This window comes from Inquilinus sp. CA228 (assembly GCF_052078665.1).
In the GTDB taxonomy this organism is placed as follows: Bacteria; Pseudomonadota; Alphaproteobacteria; order DSM-16000; family Inquilinaceae; genus Inquilinus.
Genome location: NZ_JBQJIK010000003.1, coordinates 125,302 through 150,354, shown reverse-complemented (window position 1 = coordinate 150,354; position 25,053 = coordinate 125,302). Strand labels below are relative to the sequence as shown.

24 protein-coding genes are annotated in these 25,053 nt (G+C 70.4%); 9 read left to right on the top strand and 15 right to left on the bottom strand.

Annotated features, from left to right (window positions below):
* Nucleotides 1-72 precede the first annotated feature (72 nt).
* The 4 genes from ACTOWL_RS02475 to ACTOWL_RS02460 form a co-directional block, all read right to left on the bottom strand.
* Entirely contained in the window at nt 73-1,098 is a 1,026-nt protein-coding gene (locus ACTOWL_RS02475; RefSeq protein ID WP_441319603.1) for a hypothetical protein, read from the bottom strand.
* A gap of 417 nt (nt 1,099-1,515) precedes the next feature.
* The gene (locus ACTOWL_RS02470; protein ID WP_441319602.1) at nt 1,516-2,601 is read right to left on the bottom strand and encodes an IS4 family transposase; all 1,086 of its coding nucleotides are present in this window, start codon (nt 2,599-2,601) and stop codon (nt 1,516-1,518) included.
* 215 nt (nt 2,602-2,816) lie between these two features.
* Entirely contained in the window at nt 2,817-3,953 is a 1,137-nt protein-coding gene (gene ampC, locus ACTOWL_RS02465; protein WP_441319610.1) for a class C beta-lactamase, read from the bottom strand.
* A gap of 188 nt (nt 3,954-4,141) precedes the next feature.
* Nucleotides 4,142-4,369, bottom strand: coding sequence for a hypothetical protein (locus ACTOWL_RS02460; protein WP_441319601.1), 228 nt, complete (start codon nt 4,367-4,369; stop codon nt 4,142-4,144).
* A 177-nt stretch (nt 4,370-4,546) separates the two neighbouring features.
* On the opposite strand from ACTOWL_RS02460, the gene ACTOWL_RS02455 reads away from it, so the two are divergent.
* Nucleotides 4,547-5,017, top strand: a complete 471-nt coding sequence (locus ACTOWL_RS02455) for a VOC family protein (RefSeq protein WP_441319600.1) — start codon at nt 4,547-4,549, stop codon at nt 5,015-5,017.
* Between the two features lie 6 nt (nt 5,018-5,023).
* On the opposite strand, the gene tatC is transcribed toward ACTOWL_RS02455, so the two are convergent.
* From tatC to ACTOWL_RS02415, 8 genes are all read right to left on the bottom strand, one after another.
* Entirely contained in the window at nt 5,024-5,848 is an 825-nt protein-coding gene (tatC, locus tag ACTOWL_RS02450) for a twin-arginine translocase subunit TatC (RefSeq protein ID WP_441319599.1), read from the bottom strand.
* Nucleotides 5,849-5,851: 3 nt separating this feature from the next.
* Nucleotides 5,852-6,373, bottom strand: coding sequence for a Sec-independent protein translocase protein TatB (tatB, locus tag ACTOWL_RS02445; RefSeq protein WP_441319598.1), 522 nt, complete (start codon nt 6,371-6,373; stop codon nt 5,852-5,854).
* 61 nt (nt 6,374-6,434) lie between these two features.
* Nucleotides 6,435-6,686 (bottom strand): twin-arginine translocase TatA/TatE family subunit, encoded by a 252-nt coding sequence (tatA, locus tag ACTOWL_RS02440; RefSeq protein ID WP_441319597.1) that lies wholly within the window; start codon nt 6,684-6,686, stop codon nt 6,435-6,437.
* Between the two features lie 116 nt (nt 6,687-6,802).
* Entirely contained in the window at nt 6,803-7,411 is a 609-nt protein-coding gene (gene scpB / locus ACTOWL_RS02435) for an SMC-Scp complex subunit ScpB (RefSeq protein WP_441319596.1), read from the bottom strand.
* Nucleotides 7,408-8,208 carry a segregation and condensation protein A gene (locus ACTOWL_RS02430; RefSeq protein WP_441319595.1) on the bottom strand — a complete coding sequence of 267 codons (801 nt, stop codon included), beginning with the start codon at nt 8,206-8,208 and terminating at the stop codon, nt 7,408-7,410. The genes scpB and ACTOWL_RS02430 overlap by 4 nt, the downstream gene beginning before the upstream one ends.
* A 41-nt stretch (nt 8,209-8,249) precedes the next feature.
* Nucleotides 8,250-9,203 carry a glycoside hydrolase family 3 N-terminal domain-containing protein gene (locus ACTOWL_RS02425; protein ID WP_441319594.1) on the bottom strand — a complete coding sequence of 318 codons (954 nt, stop codon included), beginning with the start codon at nt 9,201-9,203 and terminating at the stop codon, nt 8,250-8,252.
* A gap of 16 nt (nt 9,204-9,219) precedes the next feature.
* Complete coding sequence (locus ACTOWL_RS02420; RefSeq protein ID WP_441319593.1) at nt 9,220-10,188, bottom strand: SPOR domain-containing protein; 969 nt, start codon at nt 10,186-10,188, stop codon at nt 9,220-9,222.
* A gap of 173 nt (nt 10,189-10,361) precedes the next feature.
* Complete coding sequence (locus ACTOWL_RS02415; RefSeq protein ID WP_441319592.1) at nt 10,362-11,525, bottom strand: deoxyguanosinetriphosphate triphosphohydrolase; 1,164 nt, start codon at nt 11,523-11,525, stop codon at nt 10,362-10,364.
* Between the two features lie 134 nt (nt 11,526-11,659).
* Between ACTOWL_RS02415 and erpA the strand changes: the two genes are divergently transcribed.
* From erpA to ACTOWL_RS02390, 5 genes are all read left to right on the top strand, one after another.
* Nucleotides 11,660-12,001 (top strand): iron-sulfur cluster insertion protein ErpA, encoded by a 342-nt coding sequence (erpA, locus tag ACTOWL_RS02410; RefSeq protein ID WP_395678672.1) that lies wholly within the window; start codon nt 11,660-11,662, stop codon nt 11,999-12,001.
* Between the two features lie 104 nt (nt 12,002-12,105).
* A complete protein-coding gene (xth, locus tag ACTOWL_RS02405; RefSeq protein ID WP_441319591.1) occupies nt 12,106-12,876 on the top strand; it encodes an exodeoxyribonuclease III in 771 nt (256 codons plus the stop codon).
* A gap of 132 nt (nt 12,877-13,008) precedes the next feature.
* Complete coding sequence (locus tag ACTOWL_RS02400) at nt 13,009-15,144, top strand: GGDEF/EAL domain-containing response regulator (protein ID WP_441319590.1); 2,136 nt, start codon at nt 13,009-13,011, stop codon at nt 15,142-15,144.
* Between the two features lie 280 nt (nt 15,145-15,424).
* The gene (locus ACTOWL_RS02395) at nt 15,425-16,222 is read left to right on the top strand and encodes a histidine kinase dimerization/phospho-acceptor domain-containing protein (protein WP_441319589.1); all 798 of its coding nucleotides are present in this window, start codon (nt 15,425-15,427) and stop codon (nt 16,220-16,222) included.
* Nucleotides 16,219-18,738 carry an ATP-binding protein gene (locus tag ACTOWL_RS02390; protein WP_441319588.1) on the top strand — a complete coding sequence of 840 codons (2,520 nt, stop codon included), beginning with the start codon at nt 16,219-16,221 and terminating at the stop codon, nt 18,736-18,738. Before ACTOWL_RS02395 ends, ACTOWL_RS02390 begins: the two co-directional genes overlap by 4 nt.
* 75 nt (nt 18,739-18,813) lie before the next feature.
* On the opposite strand, the gene ACTOWL_RS02385 is transcribed toward ACTOWL_RS02390, so the two are convergent.
* Both ACTOWL_RS02385 and ACTOWL_RS02380 read right to left on the bottom strand, forming a co-directional pair.
* The gene (locus ACTOWL_RS02385) at nt 18,814-19,770 is read right to left on the bottom strand and encodes a crotonase/enoyl-CoA hydratase family protein (RefSeq protein WP_441319587.1); all 957 of its coding nucleotides are present in this window, start codon (nt 19,768-19,770) and stop codon (nt 18,814-18,816) included.
* Nucleotides 19,771-20,088: 318 nt separating this feature from the next.
* Nucleotides 20,089-21,285, bottom strand: coding sequence for a transglycosylase SLT domain-containing protein (locus ACTOWL_RS02380; RefSeq protein WP_441319586.1), 1,197 nt, complete (start codon nt 21,283-21,285; stop codon nt 20,089-20,091).
* A 212-nt stretch (nt 21,286-21,497) separates the two neighbouring features.
* On the opposite strand from ACTOWL_RS02380, the gene ACTOWL_RS02375 reads away from it, so the two are divergent.
* Both ACTOWL_RS02375 and ACTOWL_RS02370 read left to right on the top strand, forming a co-directional pair.
* Entirely contained in the window at nt 21,498-22,070 is a 573-nt protein-coding gene (locus tag ACTOWL_RS02375; RefSeq protein WP_441319585.1) for a TIGR00645 family protein, read from the top strand.
* Nucleotides 22,067-22,618: a GNAT family N-acetyltransferase gene (locus ACTOWL_RS02370; RefSeq protein WP_441319584.1), complete on the top strand. Its 552-nt coding sequence runs from the start codon at nt 22,067-22,069 to the stop codon at nt 22,616-22,618. The genes ACTOWL_RS02375 and ACTOWL_RS02370 overlap by 4 nt, the downstream gene beginning before the upstream one ends.
* Nucleotides 22,619-22,621: 3 nt before the next feature.
* Here the strand turns inward: ACTOWL_RS02370 and ACTOWL_RS02365 are convergent, their stop codons facing one another.
* Entirely contained in the window at nt 22,622-23,524 is a 903-nt protein-coding gene (locus tag ACTOWL_RS02365; protein WP_441319583.1) for a LysR family transcriptional regulator, read from the bottom strand.
* A gap of 107 nt (nt 23,525-23,631) precedes the next feature.
* Between ACTOWL_RS02365 and leuC the strand changes: the two genes are divergently transcribed.
* Nucleotides 23,632-25,050, top strand: a complete 1,419-nt coding sequence (gene leuC / locus ACTOWL_RS02360) for a 3-isopropylmalate dehydratase large subunit (protein ID WP_441319582.1) — start codon at nt 23,632-23,634, stop codon at nt 25,048-25,050.
* Nucleotides 25,051-25,053 lie beyond the last annotated feature (3 nt).

Below are 25,053 nucleotides of genomic sequence, written 5' to 3'. Positions count from 1 at the left end.
CATTCCATCACCCGGCGCGTCTGTTGCTGTTGGGTTCGCGGGACGCGAACCCAACCTACGGTGCGCCCTGGATCAGAACGGCGGCGGATCGTAGAGATTCACACCATGGTAGGTCCCGCCGGCGGTCATGACGACATCCGTCGCCTGGTCCTCGCGTTCGCAATGGTGAATCTCCGCGGCGACGATCGGGTATTCGCCCCGGAGAGACAGAAACGTCTCGCCGAATTCGATGCAGCGGGCATTGGGCTGCTTCATTCCGCCGGCCAGGGAAAACTCCACCTGCGCCGCCTGCCGCCTGGTCATTTTCCCCATCAGCTGGCCAAGCCCCGCGCGGAGGTTGTTTCGGAGATTGACCTGATCTTCGTCGTATGAGGCATGCCAGAGCCCGATCACCTCCTGGCCCTGGGGGTTGACGCCCCGGGCGCAGACCGCGATGCACGGCCCCAGGCCGGCCGTGCCGAGTGCCTGTTGGGCATTGGTGCAGACCATGGCCTCCATCCCGTCCATGGCGACATCTGCGAGCTGCAGATGGGGCGGCAGGCCGCTGCGGCTGACCCGGGTCAGCCGATTGGTGCCGAACAGGCCGGAGTTGGTCGCCAGATCGGCGTATTGCACCCTGTCGGCCTGCGACAGCACAGGCGGCGGCGGCTGGACGGGCCCTGGGTTGACATAGGCCTGGGGCTGCCATCCCGGCTGGACGGCGTGCATCTGGGGATGCTGCGGCGGGGGAGCGTAATAGGCCTGCCCGTGAGGCATCGGCTGTGCCGGCCCCCACCCGCCCCCGGCCGGCTGCGTCGGGATGACTGGCGCGTATGTCGGGGGATATGGGGCGAAGCCGGGTGGAATGACGGGCTGATGGACGGCCTGCTGAAATCCGCCCGGGGCCACGAAGCCGTGCGGCGCCATCATCGGCGGCGGCGCGAGCAGCCCGAGCTCGGCCGCCAGCGTGTCCGCGAATTCCCAGCCGCGCATCCGCAATGTCTGGACCAGGTTCCGCAGATCCTGGTCCGTCGCATCACTGTTCAGAAAATACGCCGCCGCCTGCGGAATATTGACCTCCGCCAGCTCGAATGCGGAGACCCAGCCATTCACATTCATCGCACACCCCGTTCACCGATCCTGTCGCGCGTCGCCACCGCAGGAGCCGGACGGCCGACGCGCTTCAGATCTGGTGACGGCGGGAGTCGATGGGAGGCCGGATCGGGTTGCGGCTGTAGCGGAGGCCCTGAAGGCACGGCTGTCTGGTTGAACCCGAATAGCAAGCAACGAGAGATGCCAAGACCCTACTATTCAATTTTTAATTGTCATGCCCGGGCTTGACCCCATAGGCGCTAAGATAGTCGGAGACGGGCCAGAAGGGAGCGTTTTCGGGGAGGCTCTGCGAGGTATCGCCAAGCCTTGTGGGCGAGGTTGTGGAGGTCTGCCCAGGCGGGAACCGGGCAGATGGCGGCGAGAGCGGAGCGGAGGAGAAGCGCGGTGAAGCGCCAGAGTGAGAGAGGCTGAGGAGTTGGCAGCTCAGGGGGGAAAGGCCGCGGGCAGGGCCGCGGCATCGTCGATCAGCAGGGCGAGGAGCAGATGGGCCAGGATCCAAGAGCGGACGAGGTCTGGATGCTTGGCCGGGAGTTGATCGATGTGGAGGAGAGATTTGAGCCGCTTGAAGGCGAGCTCGATCTGCCATCGCAGGCGATAGAGGGCACCGATGCGCTCCGGCGGATAGAGGTCGGGCGGTAGGGAGGTGAGGAGCAGGACATGGTCGGCGGCGGCCAGGGTGCGGGGATCGGTGCGGTGCTGGTTCTTGGCGCTGGCGCGTCGGGCCCGCTCCCGGCTCTGGGCTGCGGCCTCTGGCGGCTTTCGGATCACCACCAGACGCATGGGCAGGGGCGACCATTCCGGGTCGCGGGCCTTCTCGACCAGAACGGCGGCGTCGGCTTGGCCATGCGCGGCCGACGCCTCGAACAGGGGCATCCAGGCGAACGGCCGGCCATCCGGATGGGCCAGGCTGAGGCTGTTCCAGGTGAGGCGGACGACCACATCGGCGCCGGCGGCCCGGATTGTGGCGAGGTCGTCGGGACGGGGATAGCCGCGGTCGCCGAGACGGATCTCGCCGGGCCGCACCGGCGTTCGGGTCAGCTTCTCCGCACCGGACAGATCGGTGAGGACACTGTGACTGATCCGCCCCTCGGGGAGATCATAGGCCAGATGCAGCCGCATCGTCCGGCCGCCCGGCCCGGTGAGACGGATGCCGTCGACGATCCGGATCGGCCGGTCCCCCGGCGTGACGCTCAAGTCCTGAGCCCACCGGCTGAGTCGCTCGCTGCACAGCGCCTCCAGCCAGGGGCCGGCCGCGCGCAGCCGTCCCAGCAGCGCCACATCGGACAGGGTGGCGATCCCGCCCATCGCCGCCATCGCCACGGTGCTCCGCAGCGACAGGCCGCCGGGGCCATACATCAAGGCCAGCCGCAGCAAACTCGCCGCGTCCTTCACCCCGCGCGCCCGCTGGAACGCCTTGTGGTCTCGCGCCGATACCCTCAGCGCCTCGGCGCCGCCAAGGCGCTCAACCACATCCTGCCAGTCCGCGTCATTCGTCAGATCGTGCGTCATCCCAAGCTTGAATCACGATCTCTCCTTCTCGGGAATCCACTATCTTAGCGCCTATGGGGCTTGACCCGGGCATCCAGGGAATGTCGATGCCGCTCTGGGTGGCCCCTGGATCCTCGGGTCAAGCCCGAGGATGACAATAAAAATTGAACTCCGTTCTTCTTCCACACCCCGAAAGCCCTCAACCGGACACGCCGTGCCCCGGCGGCGGATGCCGGTCAGCCGGCCTCGCCGTCCAGCGCGGCCAGAATCCGGTAGGCGGCCTGCACCCGCGCCGCGATCGGGTAGTTGCGGTTCGCCAGGATCACCACGCCGATGCCGCGGGCGGGAACGAAGGCGACATAGGCGCCGAAGCCGTTGGTGGAGCCGGTCTTGTTGATCAGCACCTCGTCCCGCGGCGGCAGCGGCGGCTCCAGCCGGGTGGCTGGGTTGGGCTTCTGGCTCATCTCGGCGGAGTTCGCGGCCAGCAGCCGGTCGAGATCGGTCGGCCAGTCGACCATCTCCCAGCCCAGGCCCTGGGTCATGTCGCCGATCCGGTAGTAGCCGGCATGGGTCGCGGCGATGGCGCGGCGCAGCGTGTCGTCCAGCTTCGCGCCGTCGATGTTGGCCTCGACGAAGCGGATCATGTCGGCCGCGGTGGTCTTCACGCCATAGGCCTCCGCATCCAGCACGCCCGGCGTCACCCGGACCGGCTTGCCCGCTTTGGAAATGCCCCAGGCGTAGCCGCCCATCTGATCCTGCGGCACCCGGATATAGGTCCGGTTCAGGCCGAGCGTCGGGAAGATCTGCTGCTCCATCAGCTCGTCGAACGGCTTGTGCATGCTGCGGGCGGCGAGATAGCCGAACAGGCCGATGCTCGGGTTCGAGTACAGCCGCTTGGTGCCGGGGGCATAGGCCGGGCGCCAGTTCCGGTAGTAGGCGATCATCCGGTCCGGATCGGTGACGTCGTCCGGGAACTGCAGCGGCAGGCCGCCCGCGGTGTAGGTGCCGAGCTCGAGCACGCTGATCCGGTCGAAGCTGCTGCCGGCCAGCTCCGGCAGGTATTTGCTCGCACTGTCGGAGAGGGAGAGGGTCCCCTGCAGCTGCGCCGTGGCGGCGAGGGTCGCGGTGAAGGTCTTGCTGACCGAGCCGATCTCGAACAGCGTATCCTCCGTCACCTTCCCACCGCTGTCCTTCGCGGCGACGCCGTAGTTGAAGAAGGACTGCCGGCCCCCGACCGTGACCGCCACGGCGATGCCCGGAACCTCGTTCTCCGCCATCACCGGCCGGACCGCCGCGTCGACGATGCGGGCGAGCGGTTCGCCGGCAGCCTGGGCGCCGGGGACGCGGGCGTCGGGGACCAGGGCGGCGAGCATGCCGAGCGCGAGCAGAAGGCGCGATACCGAGATCGTCAATCCTGTCTCCATGAGTCGGGTGGGGAACGGCGCCGCGGTTCGACCCTGGATAGGCGGAAATGATGGCCTATCCAAACGAGGATTTCTTCGCTGAGACGTGAGCTGAAGTTGGCCAAACCCTCGTTTGGCGCATCCGGACGAACGCCCGGTCAGTGCGGCAGCACCACCTTCCGGGCGTGGATGTCGATGACGGAGAATTCGCGGTCGGGGAAGCAGCGGGCCCCGACCTCCAGCGCCACGCCGGAATCGGCGTAGAAGCACATCACCCTGCCGCGGCGGACGAAGGCGTATTGCGAGGGCGCGGCCGTCGCCGAGTCGGCGAGGAACCGCTCCAGAGCGGCGACATCCGTCCTGCCGACATGCCCCTGCCCGGCCATCGCCGCCTCCCGAAACCGCCCGCCTCACCCTAGGCCTCCGCCGGCCCGGAGGATATTGGCCGATCGTCCTGGCCTTACGAATTTCGCACGGTCCTGTCGGGAACGGCCGATCCCGACCGTCCTTAGCTACAGGAGCGGCCCTGCGCGCGGCCGCGCGACCGAGGAAGGAGCATCGCGATGAAGGTCACCCAGCATCTCTGGTTCGAGAAGGACATGGAGGCCGCGATCGGCTTCTACACCGGGCTGATCCCGGGCTCGGCAGTGCATTGGGTCACGCCGCTGCCGGTCGATACCCCGAGCGGCCCGGCGGGCAGCGTCCGGATCGCGTCCTTCACCCTCGGCGACCAGCGCTACCAGGCGATCGAGGCCGGGCCGCTGGACCCGTTCAACCACGCCTTCTCGATCAGCGTCGAATGCGACACCCAGGCCGAGATCGACCGGCTGTGGGATGCGCTCAAGGAGGGCGGCGCGATCGAGCAGTGCGGCTGGCTGAAGGACCGCTGGGGTCTGTCCTGGCAGATCGTGCCGAAGCGGCTGGGCGAACTGATGGGCGATCCCGACCAGGCCAAGGCGAAGCGCGTCGCCGAGGCGATGCTGCAGATGGTGAAGCTCGACATCGCCACGCTGGAGGCCGCGGCGAAGGGCTGAGCCGGGCTAGGCCGCGGTGCCGTTGTCGGTGTCTTCCGCCTCGGCCTCCGCGTCGCGCTTGGCGCGGTCGCGCTCGATCATGCCGCCGATCAGGATCGCGATCTCGTAGAGCAGCAGCATCGGCACGGCGAGCGCCACCTGGCTGATCGCGTCCGGCGGGGTCAGCACCGCGGCGACGACGAAGACGATGACGATGGCGTAGCGCCGCTTGCTCTTCAGCGTGGCGACGCTGAGGATGCCGACGCGGACCAGCAGCGTCAGCAGCACCGGCAGCTGGAAGGCGATGCCGAAGGCCAGCAGCAGACGCATCACCAGGTCGAGATAGTCCGACACCTTGGCGTCGAGCCTGATCTCGAGGCCGCTGCCGACATCGGGCCCCATGACCTGGAAGGACAGGAAGAACCTCCAGGCCAGCGGGAACACGAAGTAGTACACGAACAGCCCGCCGGCGATGAACATCACCGGGCTGAGGGCCAGGAACGGCAGGAAGGCGTTGCGCTCGTTCTTGTACAGGCCGGGCGCCACGAACATCCACAGCTGGCTCGCCACCACCGGGAAGGCCAGGCAGAAGCCGCCCCAGAAGCCGATCTTGATGTAGGTGAAGAACACCTCGGTCAGCGCCGTGTAGATCATCGACTTCGGCTGGCCCGGCGGCAGCGCATCGGCCAGCGGCTGGGTCAGGAACAGGTAGATCGTCTCGGCGAAGTGGTAGCAGATGAAGAACCCGACCAGGATCGCGACCACGGCATAGATCAGCCGCGTGCGCAGCTCCAGCAGATGCTCCATCAGGGGCATCTGCTTGTCTTCGATCTCCTTGTCGGAGGGCGCCATGGATCAGCTCGCGCGGTCGGTCGGGGTGGTGGCCGGAGCGGCCGCGGGTGATGTTGCCGGCGACGCGGGAACAATGGCCGGCGCGGGTTCGGCGGCGGCGGCCGGGGTCTCAGGAGCCGGGGCCGTCGGCCCGGGCTGCGGCCCTTCTACCGGCTGCGGCCCGGGTACCGCCTGGCCGTTGGTCGCGGCCTTGTCGGGCTCGGCCAGCGGCGTGGCGCCGGGCGCCGCCTTGTCGAAGGCCTGCTTGATGTCCTTGACCGGGTCCAGGACCGTGTTGACGTGCTCGGCCACCTGGCCGCGGACGTCGAGCGACTTGGCCGCGTCCTGGACGGTCTTGCGCACCTCCTCGAGCTCGGCCTGGCGCACGATGTCGTCGACATGGCGCTGGAACTCGCCGGTGATGCGGCGGGCATGGCGCGTCCATTTGCCCAGCTGATAGAGGGCACGCGGCAGATCCTTCGGGCCGAGCACGATGAGTGCCACGACCACGATGATCATCAACTCCGACCAGTCGAAACCGAACATCACATTCGTCCATCACGCCCCGCCGCCGAGGACGGGGCGCGGTTCCGGTTCCCCGAAGGGACTATTGGCGGTCGACGGTCGTCCGGTTCGGACTGCCGGCTTCGGTGCCCGCGGGCGGCGGCACGGCCGGCTGATCGGCCGACCCTTCGTTCTTGGGGTCGTCCGACAGCCCGGACTTGAAGTTCTTGATCCCTTTGGCCAGGTCGCCCATCGCCCGCGGCAGCCGGTTCCCGAAGATCAGGAGCACGACCACCAGAACGATCAACCAATGCCAAATACTCAAACCACCCATAAACTTTTCCTCCAGCCCCAAGGCGGCCGGATCATCGCAGAAACCCCCCGCCACCGCAATGCCGGCGGGCGGGGCGAAATGGCGCGGAAATCCTGGCCTCCGGCGGCGGCGAAAACGGCACGGCGCGGCCCGTTCCGCTACTCCCTCTCGTCCTCCTCGGGCGGCTCCGGCCCGTCCTCGCCGGACAGGGTGCCGCCGGGCAGGACGGCCATGGCCGGGCGGGTGTCGAGCAGGCCGGAGGCCTTGAGCTCGTCGACGCTCGGCAGGTCCTCGAGCCCGGCGAGGCCGAAATGGTCGAGGAAGCCCTGGGTGGTGATCCAGGTCAGCGGCCGCCCGGGCTGCTGCCGGCGCCGGCCGGGCGCGATCCAGCCGGCCTCCAGCAGGGTGTCGAGCGTGCCCTTGGCCACGGCGACGCCGCGCACCGCCTCGATCTCGGGCCGCGTCACCGGCTGGTGGTAGGCGATGATCGCCAGTGTCTCCAGCGCCGCCCGGGTCATCCGGCGCACGACATGGCCGGCGTCGCGCAGCAGCGGCGCCAGGTCGAGCGCGGTGCGGAAGGCCCAGCCGCCGGCGACCGGCATCAGGGCGACGCCGCGACCGCGATACTGCTCGACCAGCGTGTCGATCAGCTCGGGCACGTCGGCGCCGTCGGGCAGGCGCTCGGCGATCGCCGCCTCGGTCAAGGGCGCCGGCGACGCGAACAGCATGGCTTCGACCAGACGCAGGGCTTGGGTGGGTTCGGTCATTCTTCGGTGGTCTGGGGAGTCTGGGCCTTGAGCCAGATCGGGCCGAACGGACCGTCCTGGCGGAGGACGAGCCGGCCGGCCTTGGCCAGCTCGAGCGTGGCGACGAAGGTGGAGGCGAGCGCCGAGCGCCGCACCAGCGGGCTGCCGGTCAGCGGCGGCAGGAAGGCGGCGAGCGTGGTCCAGTTCGGGAACCGGCCGAGCATCGCCTCGAGCCGCTCCAGCGCCTGCTCCGGCGAGTACAGCACCGAGGCCTCGATGCGCAGGCTGCCCTCGGCCGCCGCCTTGGCCCGGTAATGCTCGGCATAGGCCTTGAGCAGGTCGTAGAGCGACACGGCCCAGACCGAGGTCGGGGTCGCCTCATCCTCCTCCACGGCGCCGCGGGCGAACAGGTCGTGGCCGAGCTGCGGCCGCGCCATCAGCGCCTGCCCGACCTCGCGCATCGCGTTCAGCCGGCGCAGCTGGAAGGCCAGGGCCTCGGCCAGCTCGGCGCCGCTCGGCTCGTCGTCGCCCGGCGGGGCGGGCAGCAGCAGGCGCGACTTGAGATAGGCCAGCCAGGCCGCCATCACCAGGTAATGCGCCGCCAGCTCCAACGACAGCCGCCGCGCCTGCTCGACGAAGGCGAGGTACTGGTCGGCCAGCGCCAGGATGGAGATCTGGGTCAGGTCGACCTTCTGCTCGCGCGCCTGTTCGAGCAGCAGATCGATCGGCCCTTCATAGGATTCGAATGAGAGAATGAAGGCGGCGTCCTCCCGGTTCGTCACCGGCGGCGCATCGACCTTCGACCAGTCTTCCAGCATGGCCGGAGTTTCGCCGCCCGCGAGCGGCGAAGCAACCTCGATCACACGGAGGGCAGGCGGCCCAACAACTCCTTCACCCGCTCGAGATAGCTCTCGACCGGGCGGTCGGCCGCCGGGCGGCGCCGGGCTTCGCCGCGGGCCAGGCGGGCCGCGGTCTCGGGGCCGATCGGCGGGAGCACCGCCGCGATCGCCCGCATCTCCGCCAGGTCGCCGTTGCAGTGCAAGGCCAGGTCGCAACCGGCGGCCAGGGCCCGTTCGGCCCGCTGCGGCAGCGGGCCGGCCAGCGCACCCATCGACAGGTCGTCGCTGCACAGCACCCCGTCGAAGCCGATGCGGCCGCGCACCGCGTCGCGGATCGCGGTCGGCGACTGGGTGACCGGATGGCCGGGATCGAGCGCGGTGAAGACGAGATGGCCGGTCATGCCCCAGGGCAGGCCGGCGAGGTCCCGGAACGGCGCGAAATCGGTGCGCTCCAGCGTCTCCAGATCGGCCTCCACCACCGGCAGGGCGACATGGCTGTCGACCCGCGACCGGCCATGGCCGGGCAGATGCTTGATCACCGGCAGGGCGCCGCCGTCGAGCAGCCCTTCGGCCACGGCGCGGCCGAGCCGGGCGACGACGGCCGGATCGCCGGAAAAGGCGCGGTCGCCGACCACCGTGCGGTCGGCGCCGGGCAGGTCGAGATCGAGCACCGGCGCGGCCACGGTGTCGATGCCGGCGGCGCCCGCCAGCGCGCCGAAGCGGCCGGCCGCCGGGAAGGCCGGCCAGTGCGGCGGCCGCAGCCGGGCGACGCGCCCGCCCTCCTGGTCGATCATCACCGGCGCCCGGCGGCCGACCGCGCCGCGCAGATCGGCGACCAGGGCCTTGAGCTGGTCCGGCGTCTCGCAGTTGCGGCGGAACAGGATGAAGCCGAGCGGATCGGCGTCGCGGAAGAACCGCCGGTCTTCCGCCGTCAGGACGGGGCCGGCACAGCCGAACAGGATCGCCTGAGGCATGAAAGGGGGCTCGGGATCAGCGGGGAACGACGAGGCAGCCGGTCTTCTCGCTGGCCAGGGCCTCGCACAGCCGCGTCGCCGTTGCCTGGTCGAGCGGCACCGCCTGGACGCGGTAGCCGAGGCGGGTCGAGGCCGAGACCTGCGGCACGGCGAGCTGCAGCGCGCCGAACAGGTCGGGGTAGCGGCGCTGGAAGCGGGCCCATTCGGCCTGCGCCTCCTGCGGCGAGGTCACGGCCGCGATCTGGGCCGCGAAGCGCCCAGCCGGCACGGCGACGATCACCGGCATGGCCGGCACGGCCGCGACCTGAGCCGGCGCATGGGCATCGGGATCGATCCAGCCACCGGCGGCGGCCGGGTTGTTCAGCAGCGCCGCGATCGGGTCGTCAGGCTGAGCGGCCTGGAGCGCAGGCGCGGCGGGAACCGGCGCCGCCGGCGCCAGCGCAGCGATCTGGACCGGGGCCGGTTCGGCAACGGGTGCGGGATTCGCGGCCGGTGTCGCGGCAACCGGCTCAGGGGCCGGCTGGACCGGCGCGGCCGGTTCGGGCGGCGGCGCGGCCAGGCCGGGGCGCGCCAGCAGGATCTCCACCACCCCGGCGCCGGGCGCGGCGGCCGGCAGCGGCAGGCGCCAGCCGCGCTGGTCGGTGCCGGCCTGGACCGGCCGCGGCATCGGCTGCTCCGGCGGCGGCAGCACGGTCGCCACATTCACCGGCGCCTGGCGGCGGCCGAGATCCTGCAGCACGAGGCGGTCCTGGTTCGGGATGTCGATGCCGCCCGGCTGCTCCGGCCGGGTGCGGAATTCGGCGCGGTCGGCGCGGATGAGCGGCACCCCGCCTTCCATCGTCACTGCGCCGCCGGTGGTGTAGGTCGAGATCAGGACGCCGGCGAACAGCAGGATCACGACCAGGATCACCCCGGCCGGGACGATGATGCGCCAGGGCGGCGAGGCCGGCACCGGCCTGAGCTGGACCGCGGCAGGTGCGGTCATGGGCAGCGCGTGCGGCGCCTCCACCCATTGTCCGTCCGGCGCGAGTCGCAGTTGCGTGGCGGTGTCGACCATACTATCCCCCGACTGATTCGGAATCGTAACGCGAATCGGAGAAACGGGCGATAAGAAATTGATTCAATGATGAATCATTCTGGAGAGGGCCTCCTTCGACCTCAAACCGGCCGGTCCAGGGCGAACAGGCGCTGGTGCTCGAGCAGGGCGTAGCGGTCGGTCATGCCGGCGATGTAGTCGGCCACCAGCCGCGGCAGGCCGGCCGGGCCCGCCGTGTCGGCCTGGCGGCGCCAGTCGGTCGGCAGGGTGTTCGGCTCGGCCGTGAACAGGTCGAACAGGCTGCGCACCACCCGCCGCGCCTTGCTGGTCTCGCGGTTGACCAGGTAGTGCCGGTAGACCTCGCGGAACATGAAGCCGCGGACCACGCCGAGATCGGCCGCGACCGCATCGGAGAAGGCGATCACCGGCGTCGGCGCCGCCCGGATCGCCTCGACCGACCCCGGCGCCAGCTCCGCCAGGCGGCGGCGCGATTCCGCCAGCAGGTCGGTGACCATCTGGTCGATCACCCGCCGCACCGTCTCATGGATCAGCCGGCGCCGCGGCAGGCCGGGATGCAGGGCCTCGACCTCGGCCAGCACCGGCCCGACCAGCGGCAGGCCGCGCAGCGCGTCGAGGTCGAGCAGCCCGGCCCGGACCGCGTCGTCGATGTCGTGGTTGGTGTAGGCGATGTCGTCGGCCAGCGCCGCCACCTGCGCCTCCGGCCCCGGCTGGGAGGCGAGATCGAGGTCCCAGGTGGCGCGGAAGGCGTCGATCGTCGCCGGCAGCCCGCCGCCGGGCGGCAACGGCAGCAGCGGACCGTTGTGCTTGACCACGCCCTCCAGCGTCTCCCAGGTCAGGTTGAGCCCGTCGAAGCCGGCGTAGCGCTGCTCCAGCGCCGTCAGGATGCGCAGCGTCTGGTCGTTGTGGTGGAAGCCGCCATGGCCGGCCATCGCCGCGTGCAGCGCGTCCTCGCCGGCATGGCCGAACGGGGTGTGGCCGAGGTCGTGCGCCAGGGCCACCGCCTCGCCCAGATCCTCGTCCAGGCCCAGCGCCCGGCAGATGGTGCGGGCGATCTGCGCCACCTCCAGCGTGTGGGTCAGCCGGGTCCGGTAGTAGTCGCCCTCGTGATAGATGAAGACCTGGGTCTTGTACTGCAGCTTGCGGAAGGCCGAGGAATGGACGATGCGGTCGCGGTCGCGCTGGAAGGGCGAGCGCATGCCGCTGTCCGGCTCGGCATGCAGCCGGCCGCGGCTGCGGTCCGGGGCGGTGGCATAGGCAGCGGTCATCAAGGGCAAGCTAACCGTGGCATGCGGGGCTGGCAATCGCGGTGGGTGCTTTGCAGATGCCTCGCGGGTCCCTACATTGGAGGGGACCGGTTTCGATCGCCCGTTTGACCGCCCGTTTGATTGATGGACACGCCATGCCCGACGATGGCCGCATCCTGAACCTGACCGAAAGCGCCGCCCGGCGCATCGCCGAGCTGCGCAAGGCCGAGAGCAACGACGCTCTGATGCTGCGCATCGCGGTGTCCGGCGGCGGCTGCTCCGGCTTCCAGTACGGCTTCAGCTTCGACGACAAGGTCAATGGCGACGACCTGACCTTCCGGCGCGACAATGTCACCGTGGTGGTCGACGACACCTCGCTCGACCTCCTGGCCGGCGCCGAGATCGATTATGTCGAGGAGTTGATCGGCGCCTCCTTCCAGGTGAAGAACCCGAACGCCAGCTCCTCTTGCGGCTGCGGCACTTCCTTCGCACTCTGAGCGGTCGCGCCCGCCGGAGTCGGAGGGTCGCCCAGCCCCGGAGGACAGCCATGCGCCGCACCCTGCCCGCCCCGTCTTCGCGCCTGCGGGCGGAGCGCTGAGGCATGCGCATCGCCACCTGGAACGTCAATTCGGTCAAGGCCCGGCTGTCGAACGTGCTGGACTGGCTGCGCAGCGCCGACCCCGACGTCGCGGTGCTGCAGGAGATCAAATGCGAGACCGACGCGTTCCCGCGCTTCGAGTTCGAGGCGCTGGGCTACAAGCTGCTGGTGCACGGCCAGAAGAGCTATAACGGCGTCGCCCTGCTGTCGAAGCATCCGATCGAGGAGCCGATGGCCGGGCTGGAGGGCGACGACGGCGATGCCCAGGCCCGCTATGTCGAGGGCACGGTCCGCGGCGTCCGGATCTGCGGCCTTTACCTGCCGAACGGCAACCCCGCCGGCACCGAGAAATACGGCTACAAGCTGGCCTGGATGGACCGGCTGCACCGCCGCGCCGAGACCCTGCTGGCGGCAGGCCAGCCCTTCGTCATGGGCGGCGACTTCAACGTCATCCCCGAGGCGCGCGACGCCGCCGACCCGGCCGCCTGGGTCGACGACGCGCTGTTCCGGCTGGAGACGCGCCGCCGCTTCCGGGCGCTGGCCAACCTGGGCCTGACCGATTCGTGGCGGGCGCTGAACCCGACCGCCACCGGCTACAGCTTCTGGGACTATCAGGGCCAGGCCTGGCAGGCCGACAACGGCATCCGCATCGACCATCTGCTGGCCAGCCCGGAGATCGCCGACCGGCTCGAGGCCTGCATCATCGACCGCGAGCCGCGGGGCCGCGACAAGGCGTCGGACCACACGCCGGTGGTCGCCACCCTGTCGGAGTAGAGGGTGGCGGACCATCGTCCGGTGATCAGACGAATTCCCTCATAATGCGGCGAAAAGCCCTTCTATAGTGACCGCGGGCCATACCACCGGGCAGCACAGCAGCCGGGTACGACAGGGAGTGCAGCAGCGGGAATGTCGCTCGTCGTCATCTTGGATGACCGGCCCACCAACCGGCACATCTTCTCCAAGCTGGCAGCCTCGCTCGAGAGCCAGGTGACGGTGCAGTCGTTCGGCGACCCGCTGGAGGCGCTGGACTGGCTGACCGGGCACACCCCCGACCTGGTGATCGCCGACTACAAGATGCCGAATCTGGACGGCGCCGAGTTCACCCGCCGGATGCGCGGCAACCCGCATGTCGCCGATGTCCCGGTGATCGTCATCACCGCCTATGACGACCGCAGCTTCCGGCTGCAGGCGCTGGAGGCCGGCGCCACCGACTTCCTGCAGAGCCCGGTCGACCACCACGAATTCATGACCCGGGCCCGCAACCTGCTGCGGCTGCGCCGGCAGCAGCAGCGGGTCAAGCGCCGTGCCGCGACGCTGGAGCGCGAGCTGGAGCGCACCCGGCGCAGCCAGGAGGAGGCGCTGCGCAACAGCCGCGAGGCGCTGGCCCAGGTGATCGACACGCTGCCGGCGATGATCAGCGCGGCCGACCGCGAGGGCCGCTGCGTCTTCGTCAACGCCTATCAGGCGGCGACCAGCGGCTCGACCCCCGCGGCCCTGGTCGGCGAGGACGTCGCCGCCGTGTTCGGGCCGGAGCGCGGCGAGCGCAGCCGGCAGCTGGACCAGCTGGTCTTCGGCTCCGGCGAGCCGCTGCCGAGCTATGAGGAGGTGGTCGAGCGCAGCGGCGTGCGGCAGGTCTTCCTGACCAGCAAGGCGCCGCTGCGGGACGCGACGAACCAGGTGGAGAGCGTGCTGACCACGGCGCTCGACATCACCGACCGCAAGCTGGCCGAGGAGCATCTGCACCACCTGGCCAACCACGACGCGCTGACCGACCTGCCCAACCGGGCGCATCTGCTGAACCGGATCCGCCGGATCCTGGCCCGGGACGCCGACGCCGCCTTCGCCCTGCATTTCCTGGATCTCGACCGGTTCAAGTCGATCAACGACGCGCTGGGCCACCATTTCGGCGACCAGATCCTGCAGGAGGTGGCGCGGCGGCTGAGCGTGACCGCGCGGCCGGGAGACATCGTCGCCCGGCTCGGCGGCGACGAGTTCGCGGTGCTGCAGCTGGGGCCGGCGCGGAGCGAGGACGCGGCGGCGACGGCGGCGCAGATCCTGCAGGAGATCGCCCGGCCGCACATCCGCAGCGACAGCACCGTGTCGCTGACCGCCAGCATCGGCATCACCCTGCATCCGCAGGATGGGAACGATCCGGACCAGCTGTTCCGCAACGCCGACCTGGCGATGTATCGGGCCAAGGCCGACGGGCCGGGCGAGTACCGCTTCTTCGCCACCGAGCTGAATGTCGGCATCCAGGACGCGGTGGTGCTGGAAGCCGAGCTGCGGGCCGCGGTCGAGGCCGACCAGTTCGTGCTGCACTACCAGCCGCAGATCGACCTGCACAGCGGCCGGATCGTCGGCGCCGAGGCGCTGATGCGCTGGCAGCACCCGACCCGCGGCCTGCTGCTGCCGGCGCAGTTCCTGCCGGCGGCGGAGGAGAGCGGGCTGATCATCGCCATGAACACCTGGGCGCTGCGCGAGGCCTGCGCCCAGGGCGCCGCCTGGGCCCGGGAAGGGCTGTCGCTGCGCGTCGGCGTCAACCTGACGTCGCTGCAGTTCCGCAAGCAGGACATCAGCCAGCTGATCCGCCAGACGCTGCAGGACACCGGCCTGGCGGCGTCGTCGCTGGAGCTGGAGCTGACCGAAGGCGTGCTGATGCAGAACGCGGAATCGGCGGCGAGCAAGATCGCGGAGCTGCGCGACCTCGGCATCCGCTTCGCCATCGACGATTTCGGCACCGGCTATTCCTCGCTCAACTATCTCAAGATCTTCCGGGTCAACCGCCTGAAGATCGACCGCAGCTTCATCCGCAACCTGGAGACCAGCCCCGGGGACATGGCGATCGTCCGGGCGATCACCAATCTCGGCCATGATCTCGGCCTGGAGGTGACCGCCGAAGGGGTGGAAACGCCCGAGCAGCTCGAGACCATCCGCAGGCTGGGCTGCGACGAGGTCCAGGGATTTCATTTCGCCAGACCGATGCCGGACGACCAGCTGCGAGACTTCGTGCGGCGCTGGCCGGCGGACGGCCGGGTTTCGTGACCGCCTGGAGACCGGCCCGGAGCCGGATGCCGATGGCCCGGGCCGCCGCTGATCTTGGCCCCTAGACGCGACCGCCGAAGGGGAGGAAACTCCCAGGCGGCTCGAGAGGAACCGCATGCTGGTCTGCGACGAGGTTCAGAGGGTTCATTTCCTCAGGTTGATGCCGAACAACCAGCGGTGAGAGCTCGCATGGGATAGGCCGGCTTTGGCCATCCCATCCGGTGTTCGGTAATGGTCCCGGGCGGCATGACGGCGCCGCCGGGCTGGAGTGGTTTTGGAGATGACCGACAGCAAACCGCAGGTGGGGCCAAGATCCCTGGTCGCGCGCATCGCGCAGCGCCTCCGGGCCCGCCCGGACAGCGAACATGAAATGCGGTTCAACGCCCTCGGCTTCGGCACCGCCATCCTGGTCTATCTGCTGGCGACGGCCGGCGACGGCCCCGGCATCCTCGCCGTCCCGCCCGCCTACCTCGCGATCAACCTCGCCGTGCTCGGCCACATCCTGCTGTATCCCGGCATCTGCCGCCCGCGCCGGATCTTCTCCATCGTCAGCGATCTCGGCGCCCTGTTCTGCGTCATGCAGATCGGTGGCGAGACCACGGCCGTCCTGGTCCCGCTGTATGTCTGGGTGATCCTGGGCAACGGGTTCCGGTTCGGGCCGGCCTTCCTGGCCCTGGCCACGGCGGCCGGCCTGGTCTCGTTCGGCGCCGTGGTGGCGACGACGCCGTTCTGGAGCGCGCATGGCGCCCTGGCCGCCGGCCTGTTCGGCGGCATGCTGCTGGTGCCGCTCGGCGCCATGCCCCTGATCCGCAGGCTGTCCAGGGACCAGCGGGTGGCCGAGGCGGAGAACCGGGAGAAGGCCCTGCTCCTGGCCGGCATGAGCCATGAGCTGCGCACGCCGCTGACCGCCATCATCGGCACCGGATCGGTGCTGCAGGACACCAGGCTCAGCCCGGTGCAGCGGGAGATGGCGCGGCGGGTGGTGTCGGCCGGGCAGCGACTGCTGCAGCTGGTCGACGACATCCCCGGCGGCGCCCACGCCCAGCCCAGACGGCCCGGACGCGGTGGCGACCGATGACCGGCAGCAGGCCGCAGGCGGGATCGAGATCCCCGATCAGGCGCGTCCTGCAGCGCTTCCGGAACCGTCCGGACAGCGAACACGAGATGCGGCTCAACGGCATCGTCTTCGCCGTCGCCATCCTGATCTACGTGCTGGCGACCGGGCACTACGACCTGGAGGCGGTCGCCGTCCTGGCCGGCTACATCACGGCGAATGTCGCCATCCTGACCCATATCGCCGTGCATCCGGCGATCTGCCGCCCGCGCCGGATCGTCGCCATCCTGGTCGATTTCGGCGCCATGTTCTGGGAGATGCAGATCGGCGGCGAGGCCACCACGATCCTGTTCCCGATCTATCTCTGGGTCATCTTCGGCAACGGCTTCCGCTTCGGCATCGGGTTCCTCGCGCTGGCCACCGGCGCCGGCCTGGTCTCGTTCGGCGCGGTGGTGGCGACGACCGAGTTCTGGCGCGCCCACACCCCCCTGTCGGCCGGGCTGCTCGGCGGCATGGTGCTGCTGCCGGCCTACGCCGCCACCCTGATCCGCAAGCTGTCCAGGGCCAAGCAGCAGGCCGAGGAGGCGAGCCAGGCGAAGAGCATGTTCCTGGCCAGCGTCAGCCATGAGCTGCGGACGCCGCTGACCGCCATCATCGGCATGGGATCGCTGCTGCACGACACCAAGCTGAACCCGTCGCAGCAGGAGATGACGCAGACCGTCGTCTCGGCCGGCCAGCAGCTGCTGGCGCTGATCAACGACATCCTGGATTTCTCCCGCATCGAAGCCGGGCAGATGACGGTGCAGGCCGCCGATTTCGACCTGCCGTCGGTGCTGGCGGAGATGCGGGCGATGGTGCTGACCGAGGCGAAGGCCAAGGGCCTGCACCTCGGCATCCACATCGACCATCGCGTGCCGCTGCGGCTGCGGGGCAGCGAGCGGCATCTCCGGGAGGTCGTGCTCAACCTGCTCGGCAACGCCGTCAAGTTCACCGAGACCGGCAGCGTGGTGATCTCGGTCCGGCCCGAGGCGGAGCCCGGCGAGTGGACGCGGCTGCGCTTCGAGGTCTCGGACACCGGCATCGGCATCGCGCCGGAGGCCTCCAGCCACATCTTCGAGAGCTTCCGGCAGGCCGACGCCTCGATCATGGACCGGTTCGGCGGTACCGGGCTGGGCCTCGCCATCTGCAAGCGGCTGGTCACCCTGCTCGGCGGCGAGATCGGGGTCGACAGCACCCCGGGCGTCGGCAGCACCTTCTGGTTCACGCTGGAGTTCGACCAGCCGGCCGATGCCGAAGCGCAACCCGCCGTCGAGCCGATCCCCATTCTCGGCGTGATCGCCCTGGACGCGGCGCTGATCGGACGGCTGATGCCGCTGCTGACGCCGGCCGCCGGCACGGTCGAGACCTTCGGCTCGATCGACGCGATGCTGGCCTGGCAGCCCCTGCGCTCCGCCGACACGGCCGCGGTCCTGGTCATGGACCGCGGCGCCCTGCCGGGCGACCCGAACCGGCGGGCGTCGGTCCTCGCCGCGCTGCGTTCGGCGCCGGCCGTCCGCCCGATCCTGCTGGCCGGCCCGGCGGTCGGCGAAGGCGCACCGCGGGACCTGACAGAGGTCTTCGTCACCACGATCCCCGCGGATGCGGATGCCCGGACCATCGGCATCGCCCTGCGCATCGCCCAGGCCGGGCGCTCGCATGGCAAGCCGAAGGCCGCGGCCGTCCGCCGCCCCGCCGCGGCGCAGCGCAGCCTGACGGTCCTGGTCGCGGACGACAACCGCATCAACCAGAAGGTCCTGCGGGAGATGCTGACCCGGGCCGGCCATCAGGTCCAGCTGGTCGCCAATGGCGAGGAAGCCCTCGACGCGCTCGACGCCGCGACCTTCGATCTTGTCCTGATGGACATCAACATGCCGGTGATGAACGGCATCGAGGCCACCAAGCTGTACCGCTTCACCGCGCTGGACCGGCCGCATCTCCCGATCGTCGCCCTGACCGCCGATGCCACGCCCGGCGTCGCGGCGCGCTGCACCGAGGCCGGCATGGACGCCTGCCTGACCAAGCCGATCGAGCCCGAGCAGCTGTTCGCCGCGATCGACGACATCCTGGAGGGACATGTCCCGGCAACGCCGCCGCCACCGCTGCCGGACAATGTCACGACGCTGCCGCAGGCCGGCCCGGCCGCGGTCGACATGCGCGTCATCGACCGCCTGGAAGCCCTCGGCGGCAACGACTTCCTGGTCGAGCTGATCGACGATTTCCTGGCGGATATCGAGACGATCGCCGAGGATATGAGGATCTCGGCGCAGAAGGGAGACGCCCTGCTGTTCCGGGCGAACGCCCATGCCCTGCGCAGCGCCACCGCGAATATCGGTGCGCGCGGCCTGTCGGACCTCTGCCAGGACTGGCAGGGGATCAGCGGGCCGGACCTCGCCCGCAACGGCCAGGCCAACCTGCGGCGTCTGGCGGCCGAAATGGAGCGCCTCCGCCCGATCCTGCTGCGGCGGCGCGGGGCCGCCGCCCGGCCGGCCCGGAACGGCTGATCCAGACCGGGAAAATGAGGCGACCGGCTCCCCCGCCAGCCGCCTCAGCTGCCCCTCGGATCACGAGATTCAACGTCACTCGGCCGCGATCGGCACGATCGCGGCGCGCCGCCGGTCCTGCGCCGCGGTCAGCCGCGCCATCTTGCGGAGATCGGACTCGCCGAGACCGAGGCATGCGTCGGCCCAGATGTCGACCACGTCGCGCAGCTCGCCGAGCGTGATCGGGTTGACCCGGCGCCGGGCCTGGATCAGGGCGCGGTGCGCATTGTACTTGCGCCCGTTCTCGGCGATGTAGTCGTGGACCGCCTCGGTGCCCTTGCCGTCCTCGGCCAGCACGTCGACGATGCCGATCTCGTGCAGCTCCTCGGCGGTGTAGATCCGCCCGCTGGTGATCATCCTCTCGGTCGCCACCGCGCCGATGCGACGGGACAGGAAGCTGTACGCCCCCATGCCCGGGAACAGGTTGAACAGGATCTCGGGCAGCCCCATCTTGGCGCTCCGCTCGGCCACGATCATGTCGAGCGACAACGCGCATTCGAAGCCGCCGCCCAGCGCGTCGCCCTGGACCAGCGCCATGGTGATGATCGGCGTGTCGAAGGCGACGTAGTTGCGATGGATCGGCTCGATCGCGGCGTGGGCATAGCGGCGCAGCGCCGCCCGGTCCCCGAGCCGGATCTTGTCGACGAACAGGCCCAGGTCGCCGCCCATGCTGTAGATCCCCGGCAAGCCCGAGGCGAAGACGAAGTAGCGGACCGGCGGCTCTTCATCCGCCCGTTCGATGAACATGCGCCGGATCGACTGCTGCATGTCGGTGATGTCCTGCAGCAGGCCCGGCGTGAAGCTCGGCCGGCCTTCCGGCTGCATGTAGCACCAGTAGGTGCGGTCGGCCGGGTCGAGCTCGACAGCCAGGTTGCGGTACGTGCTGCGGGCGACTTCGATATGGGCCGGCTCCCGGGCTTCCACGGCCGGCCGACGGCCGAAAACCGGGGATCGCTGCGGCGCTGGTTCGGAAATGGCAATGCTGGGGGTCATCTCGTGCTCCTTCGGTTGATGCCGCCCCGCTGCAAGCCCGATATCAGCAGGGGAGGTCTTCTTCAACGGAGCGGCAGATCATTGTGTGCAATTCCATCTTCCTTGGCCACTCACGACAGATCACTGCGGAGTTAAGAAGAAATTTGGTAAATTTAGAGCAAATATTGCTGCAATTCCTCATACTATCCTATGCAATCTCGAGTCCCGCCGCCCGGAAGAACGATCGGTCGGCGACAAGCACGGATTGTCACGGGCCGCCGCCTCGATTGCGGCCGGGCGCGTGAAAATTGCTGCGACGCGATGCCGCCGGCGGCCTTCCTATTTCGCCGGCGCCGAGGGCACGTACCAGCCGCTGGGCAGGCCGCTGGCCTGGCGCCGGACCGGTGCCGCGGGAGCGGTCGCCGCCACCCGGGTCGGCGCCACGGTCACCGGAGTCGGTGCGGGCACGGGCGAGGGCATGGGCACGGGCCTGGCCTGCCGGGCCTGCGGCTGGGCGACCGCGCGGGTCGCGACCGGCGCCGGGCTCGGCCGCTCCGGCTGCGAGGCGGCCATCGCCAGCAGCACGTCGTCGACCGGCGCGACCTGCGGCCGGTCGGGAATCGGCGCCATGCGGACGGGCGCGGGCCGCACCGCGGCCTGGCGGACCGCTGCGACCGGTGCCGGCATCGGCGCCACCCGGTCCGGAATCGGCTGCATCGCCACCACCACCGGGCGGGACGCCGGGGCCGGCAGCGGCGCCTGCCGGATCGGCGCCGCCTGGACCGGGATGGGCTGGGCCGGGATCGGCTGGCCGGTGCGGTCGGCGATGGCCGCGTCGACCCGGCTCATCGTGCCCTGCTCCTCCGGCGACAGCCGGTCGGGGATCGGCGCCATCGCCATCACCACCGGCGACCGGCTGCCCGGCTGCCCGGTGCGGGCCGCGACCGCATCGTCGACCCGGTTCTGGATCTGCTGCTCGGCATATTGCGTCATCCGGTCGGGCCGGCTGGAGCCAGGCTCGATGCCAGCGATCTGCGGGCCGACGATGTCCATGTAGCGCCGGGTCTCCGGCGGCAGGCTGCGCCCGGCCTCGACATATTGCCGGTAGCGGCCGGGGCCGGCGTTGTAGGCGCCGAGGAAGCCCGGCGAGCCGTACATCTCGTACAGCTCGCGGATATAGGCCGTGCCCGCCATGATGTTGTTCTCGGGGTCGTAGGGGTCGCGGCCGAGGCTGTGCTTCTGGCGCAGCTCCTCATAGGTCGCCGGCATCACCTGCATCAGGCCCTGGGCGCCGGCGGAGCTGGTGATCGGCTGGCCGCCCTTCCAGGTCGACCGGCCGCCGCTCTCGATCCGCATCACCTCACGGATCCATTCCGGCGGCACGTTGAAGCGCTTCGACGCCTTCTGGATCTGCGGTTCCCAATAGGCGATGTTGCTGCCGGACGGCCGAGGCTTGTCGCCGCCGCACCCGGCGATCAATCCGGCGACCAGACCGAGCATACCGGCGGTCTTCAGCCAGCGTCCCCTACCGGCCATGGCGGCCCCCTCCAGACTCCCCCGGGCACAAGCGCCCTATCTTACATCGTGATCGCAGGGATCGACGACAAGCCATTCAAACCTATCATGTTTGTCGAAAGAATGGCACCCCCGACGAATCGAGGCGCAAGGCCGGCTTTCCGGAAATCCCTCTCCGACCGGGCGCGCCGCGCCTGTATAAGGGCGCTCGACCACCGCTTCCGGAGCCGATGATGCCGCAGGACCGCGACTCCTCCCCCGATCCGACGCCGCCCAAGCTGCGCCCGCTGCCCGCCGTGATCTTCGGCTCGCGCTGGCTGCAACTGCCGCTGTATCTCGGCCTGATCGTGGCGCAGGCGGTCTACGCCTTCCTGTTCCTGAAGGAGCTGTGGCACCTGGTGATCCACGCCATCGATTTCACCGAGCAGCAGATCATGCTGGTGGTGCTGGGGCTGATCGACGTGGTGATGATCTCGAACCTGCTGATCATGGTGATCATCGGCGGCTACGAGACCTTCGTCTCCCGCCTCAGACTGGCCGGCCATCCCGACCAGCCTGAGTGGCTCGACCACGTCAATGCCAGCATCCTGAAGGTCAAGCTGGCCATGGCGATCATCGGCATCTCGTCGATCCACCTGCTGCGCACCTTCATCGGCGCCGGCAATGTCGGGTCGCCGGAGAACACCGGCTACACCGAGACCGGCATCATCCTGCAGACGGTGATCCACAGCGTGTTCATCCTGTCGGCGATCGGCATCGCCGTCGTCGACCGGCTGTCGCAGCCGGTCCCCAACCGGCCGCATTGAGCAGCATCGCCGCCCTGGCGGAGACGGTGCTCGCCGCCCGGGAGCTGCGGCTGGAGCCGCTCCGGCCCGGCCATGCCGAGCGGCTGTTCGACGGCCTGGCCGACCCTGCGCTCTACCGCTTCATTCCGCAGGAGCCGCCGGCCGACGCCGCGGCGCTGCGGGCCCGGTTCGAGCGACTGGCGGCGCGGCGGTCGCCGGCCGGGGACCAGGCCTGGCTGAACTGGGCGGTCCGCCTTCCCGACGACGGCTATGCCGGGCTGGTCGAGGCCACGGTCGGCGGCACCGGCGCCGCCGACATCGCCTATTTCGTGTTCCGCCGCTGCCAGGGGCGCGGCATCGGTCGCCGGGCGGTCGGCGCCGTGGTCGAGGCGCTGGCGGCCGAGCCGGCGGTCACCGCGATCGGCGCCTCGATCGACACCCGCAACGCGGCGTCGATCGCGCTCGTCGAGGCGCTCGGCTTCGAGCGGACCGGCCTGATCCGCGGCGCCGACCATTTCAAGGGCGGCCCCAGCGACGAATTCCGCTACCAGCTTCCCCTCACGGGCTGAGGGTCAGCCCACCGCCAGGGACCAGAAGGCTTCGGCGGCCGGCGCCTGGCGGGCGCGGGGGCGGTGCAGCCGGATCTCGATCGGGATGTCCCAGGCCTCGTCCCCGGCCCGCACCAGGGTGCCGGCGGCGAGGTCGGCCTCGACCAGGCTGAGCGGCAGCCAGGCCACGCCGCGCCGGTCCCGCGCCATCGCCGCCAGCACCATGGCGGCGTGCGAGGCGAAGCCCGGCGCCAGATGCGCCGGCGGCCCGTCCAGCGCCCGGGTGGCGGCGACGATGCGGCCCATGCCGGAGCCGTCGCCATAGGCCAGATGCGGCACCGGCCGCTCCGGCGTGCCCGGCAGGGCGTGCAGCGGCCCCTGCCCCTCATTCGCCGGGGCGCTGACCGGCAGCAGCACGTCGACGCCCAGCCGCAGCGACAGGAACTGCGCCGGGTCCAGCGCCGTCGCCGCGGCCGGATGATGGTGACACAGCAGGAACTGGGCCTGGCCCTGCAGCATCAGCTTCTCGCAGGCCTGCATGGTGTCGGCGGTCAGCCGCACGGCGATGTCGAGGCCGCCGTGGACCTGCAGGCCGCGCAGCCAGGCCGGGAAGTAGGTCAGGGACAGCGCATGGGTGGCGGCGAAGCGCAGGGTCGAGGTCGAGGCCAAAGCGACGTCCCGCACCGCCTCGCGACCGAGCTGCAGGCGCCGGATGGTCTCGTCCGCCACCGGCCGGAACCGCTCGCCGGCCGCGGTCAGCGCGATCCGGTGGGTGCCGCGGTCGACCAGCCCGGCGCCGATCCAGTCCTCCAGCGCCTTGATGCGGCGGCTGAAGGCGGGCTGGGTCATGTTCCGGCGCTCGGCCGCGCGGGAGAAGCTGCCGCATTCCGCCAGGGCCAGGAAATCCTCGAGCCAGGAAAGCTCCATCGCGCCTATACCGTCCGCACATGAATTGATCGGAAACCGGCATTGGCCCGGCCGTCCGCCGCCCGGATATCGTCCCCGCACGCATCCTCCAAGACAAGGGCGGTGGCATGCCGGGGCCAAGAACGCTTTACGACAAGATCGTCGACGACCACACCGTGCGGGTGCTCGACCGCTTCCATGTGCTGCTCTATGTCGACCGGCACATTCTGAACGAATACACCAGCCCGCAGGCCTTCTCCGGCCTGCGCCAGGCCGGGCGCCGCGCCTGGCGGCCGGAGGCGGCGCTGGCGGTGGTCGACCACGTCAACCCGACCGCGCCGCGGCGCACCGCGGACGTGCCCGACCCCAGCGCCGCGCGGCAGGTCAGCTATCTGGCCGAGAACTGCCGCGACTTCGGCATCGAGCTGTTCGACATCCTCGACCCGCGCCAGGGCATCGAGCATGTGGTGGTGCCGGAACAGGGCATCGCCCTGCCGGGCATGGTGGTCGCCTGCGGCGACAGCCACACCACCACCTATGGCGCGCTGGGTGCCCTTGGTTTCGGCGTCGGCACCTCCGAGGTCGAGCACGTCCTGGCCACCCAGACCCTGGTCTATGAGCGGCTGAAGACGCTGCGGGTGACCGTCGAGGGGCGGCTGCCGCCCGGCGTCGCCGCCAAGGACATCGTCATGGCGGTGATCGGCCGGATCGGCGCCGCCGGGGCCACCGGCTACGCCGTCGAGTTCGCCGGCGCGGCGATCGCGGCGCTGGACGTCGCCGGGCGGATGACGATCTGCAACATGATCGTCGAGGCCGGAGCGCGCGGCGCCCTGGTGGCACCGGACGTGGCGGTGCTGCACTACCTGCAGGACCGGCCGCGTGCTCCTCGGGGAACGCTGTGGGACCGGGCGGTCGCGGACTGGCGGTCGCTGCGCAGCGACCCCGGCGCGACGTTCGACGCCGAGCTCGCGCTGGACGCGGCGGCGATCGCTCCCCTGGTCACCTGGGGCACCAGCCCGGAGCATGTCGTCGGCATCGCCGGCCGCGTGCCCGACCCGGCGCAGGAGGCTGACCCGGTGCGGCGCCGCGGCATGCAGCGCGCGCTCGACTACATGGGCCTCGCGCCCGGCACCGCGATGGAGCACATCCCGATCGACCGCGCCTTCATCGGGTCCTGCACCAACAGCCGGATCGAGGACCTGCGCGCCGCGGCGGCGGTGCTGCGCGGCCGCCGGGTGGCGCCGCATGTCCGGGCGATGATCGTGCCGGGGTCGAGCCAGGTGCGGCGCGACGCCGAGGCCGAGGGGCTGGACCGGGTGTTCGTGGAGGCCGGCTTCGAATGGCGCCAGTCCGGCTGCTCGATGTGCCTGGCCATGAACGACGACATGCTGGACCCGGGCGAGCGCTGCGCCTCCAGCACCAACCGCAACTTCGAGGGGCGGCAGGGCCGCGGCGGCCGGACCCATCTGATGAGCCCGGCCATGGTCGCCGCCGCCGCCATCGCCGGCCACCTGGCCGATGTCCGCCTCTTTCCACAGCAGGGCTGAGCC

What these genes read in the sequence shown, in the direction of transcription:
- ACTOWL_RS02475 (WP_441319603.1), bottom strand. Translation starts at nt 1,098, where the DNA reads ATGAATGTGAATGGCTGGGTCTCCGCATTCGAGCTGGCGGAGGTCAAT.
- ACTOWL_RS02470 (WP_441319602.1), bottom strand. Translation starts at nt 2,601, where the DNA reads ATGACGCACGATCTGACGAATGACGCGGACTGGCAGGATGTGGTTGAG.
- ampC (WP_441319610.1), bottom strand. Translation starts at nt 3,953, where the DNA reads ATGCTCGCCGCCCTGGTCCCCGACGCCCGCGTCCCCGGCGCCCAGGCT.
- ACTOWL_RS02460 (WP_441319601.1), bottom strand. Translation starts at nt 4,369, where the DNA reads ATGGCCGGGCAGGGGCATGTCGGCAGGACGGATGTCGCCGCTCTGGAG.
- ACTOWL_RS02455 (WP_441319600.1), top strand. Translation starts at nt 4,547, where the DNA reads ATGAAGGTCACCCAGCATCTCTGGTTCGAGAAGGACATGGAGGCCGCG.
- tatC (WP_441319599.1), bottom strand. Translation starts at nt 5,848, where the DNA reads ATGGCGCCCTCCGACAAGGAGATCGAAGACAAGCAGATGCCCCTGATG.
- tatB (WP_441319598.1), bottom strand. Translation starts at nt 6,373, where the DNA reads ATGTTCGGTTTCGACTGGTCGGAGTTGATGATCATCGTGGTCGTGGCA.
- scpB (WP_441319596.1), bottom strand. Translation starts at nt 7,411, where the DNA reads ATGACCGAACCCACCCAAGCCCTGCGTCTGGTCGAAGCCATGCTGTTC.
- ACTOWL_RS02430 (WP_441319595.1), bottom strand. Translation starts at nt 8,208, where the DNA reads ATGCTGGAAGACTGGTCGAAGGTCGATGCGCCGCCGGTGACGAACCGG.
- ACTOWL_RS02425 (WP_441319594.1), bottom strand. Translation starts at nt 9,203, where the DNA reads ATGCCTCAGGCGATCCTGTTCGGCTGTGCCGGCCCCGTCCTGACGGCG.
- ACTOWL_RS02420 (WP_441319593.1), bottom strand. Translation starts at nt 10,188, where the DNA reads ATGACCGCACCTGCCGCGGTCCAGCTCAGGCCGGTGCCGGCCTCGCCG.
- ACTOWL_RS02415 (WP_441319592.1), bottom strand. Translation starts at nt 11,525, where the DNA reads ATGACCGCTGCCTATGCCACCGCCCCGGACCGCAGCCGCGGCCGGCTG.
- erpA (WP_395678672.1), top strand. Translation starts at nt 11,660, where the DNA reads ATGCCCGACGATGGCCGCATCCTGAACCTGACCGAAAGCGCCGCCCGG.
- xth (WP_441319591.1), top strand. Translation starts at nt 12,106, where the DNA reads ATGCGCATCGCCACCTGGAACGTCAATTCGGTCAAGGCCCGGCTGTCG.
- ACTOWL_RS02400 (WP_441319590.1), top strand. Translation starts at nt 13,009, where the DNA reads ATGTCGCTCGTCGTCATCTTGGATGACCGGCCCACCAACCGGCACATC.
- ACTOWL_RS02395 (WP_441319589.1), top strand. Translation starts at nt 15,425, where the DNA reads ATGACCGACAGCAAACCGCAGGTGGGGCCAAGATCCCTGGTCGCGCGC.
- ACTOWL_RS02390 (WP_441319588.1), top strand. Translation starts at nt 16,219, where the DNA reads ATGACCGGCAGCAGGCCGCAGGCGGGATCGAGATCCCCGATCAGGCGC.
- ACTOWL_RS02385 (WP_441319587.1), bottom strand. Translation starts at nt 19,770, where the DNA reads ATGACCCCCAGCATTGCCATTTCCGAACCAGCGCCGCAGCGATCCCCG.
- ACTOWL_RS02380 (WP_441319586.1), bottom strand. Translation starts at nt 21,285, where the DNA reads ATGGCCGGTAGGGGACGCTGGCTGAAGACCGCCGGTATGCTCGGTCTG.
- ACTOWL_RS02375 (WP_441319585.1), top strand. Translation starts at nt 21,498, where the DNA reads ATGCCGCAGGACCGCGACTCCTCCCCCGATCCGACGCCGCCCAAGCTG.
- ACTOWL_RS02365 (WP_441319583.1), bottom strand. Translation starts at nt 23,524, where the DNA reads ATGGAGCTTTCCTGGCTCGAGGATTTCCTGGCCCTGGCGGAATGCGGC.
- leuC (WP_441319582.1), top strand. Translation starts at nt 23,632, where the DNA reads ATGCCGGGGCCAAGAACGCTTTACGACAAGATCGTCGACGACCACACC.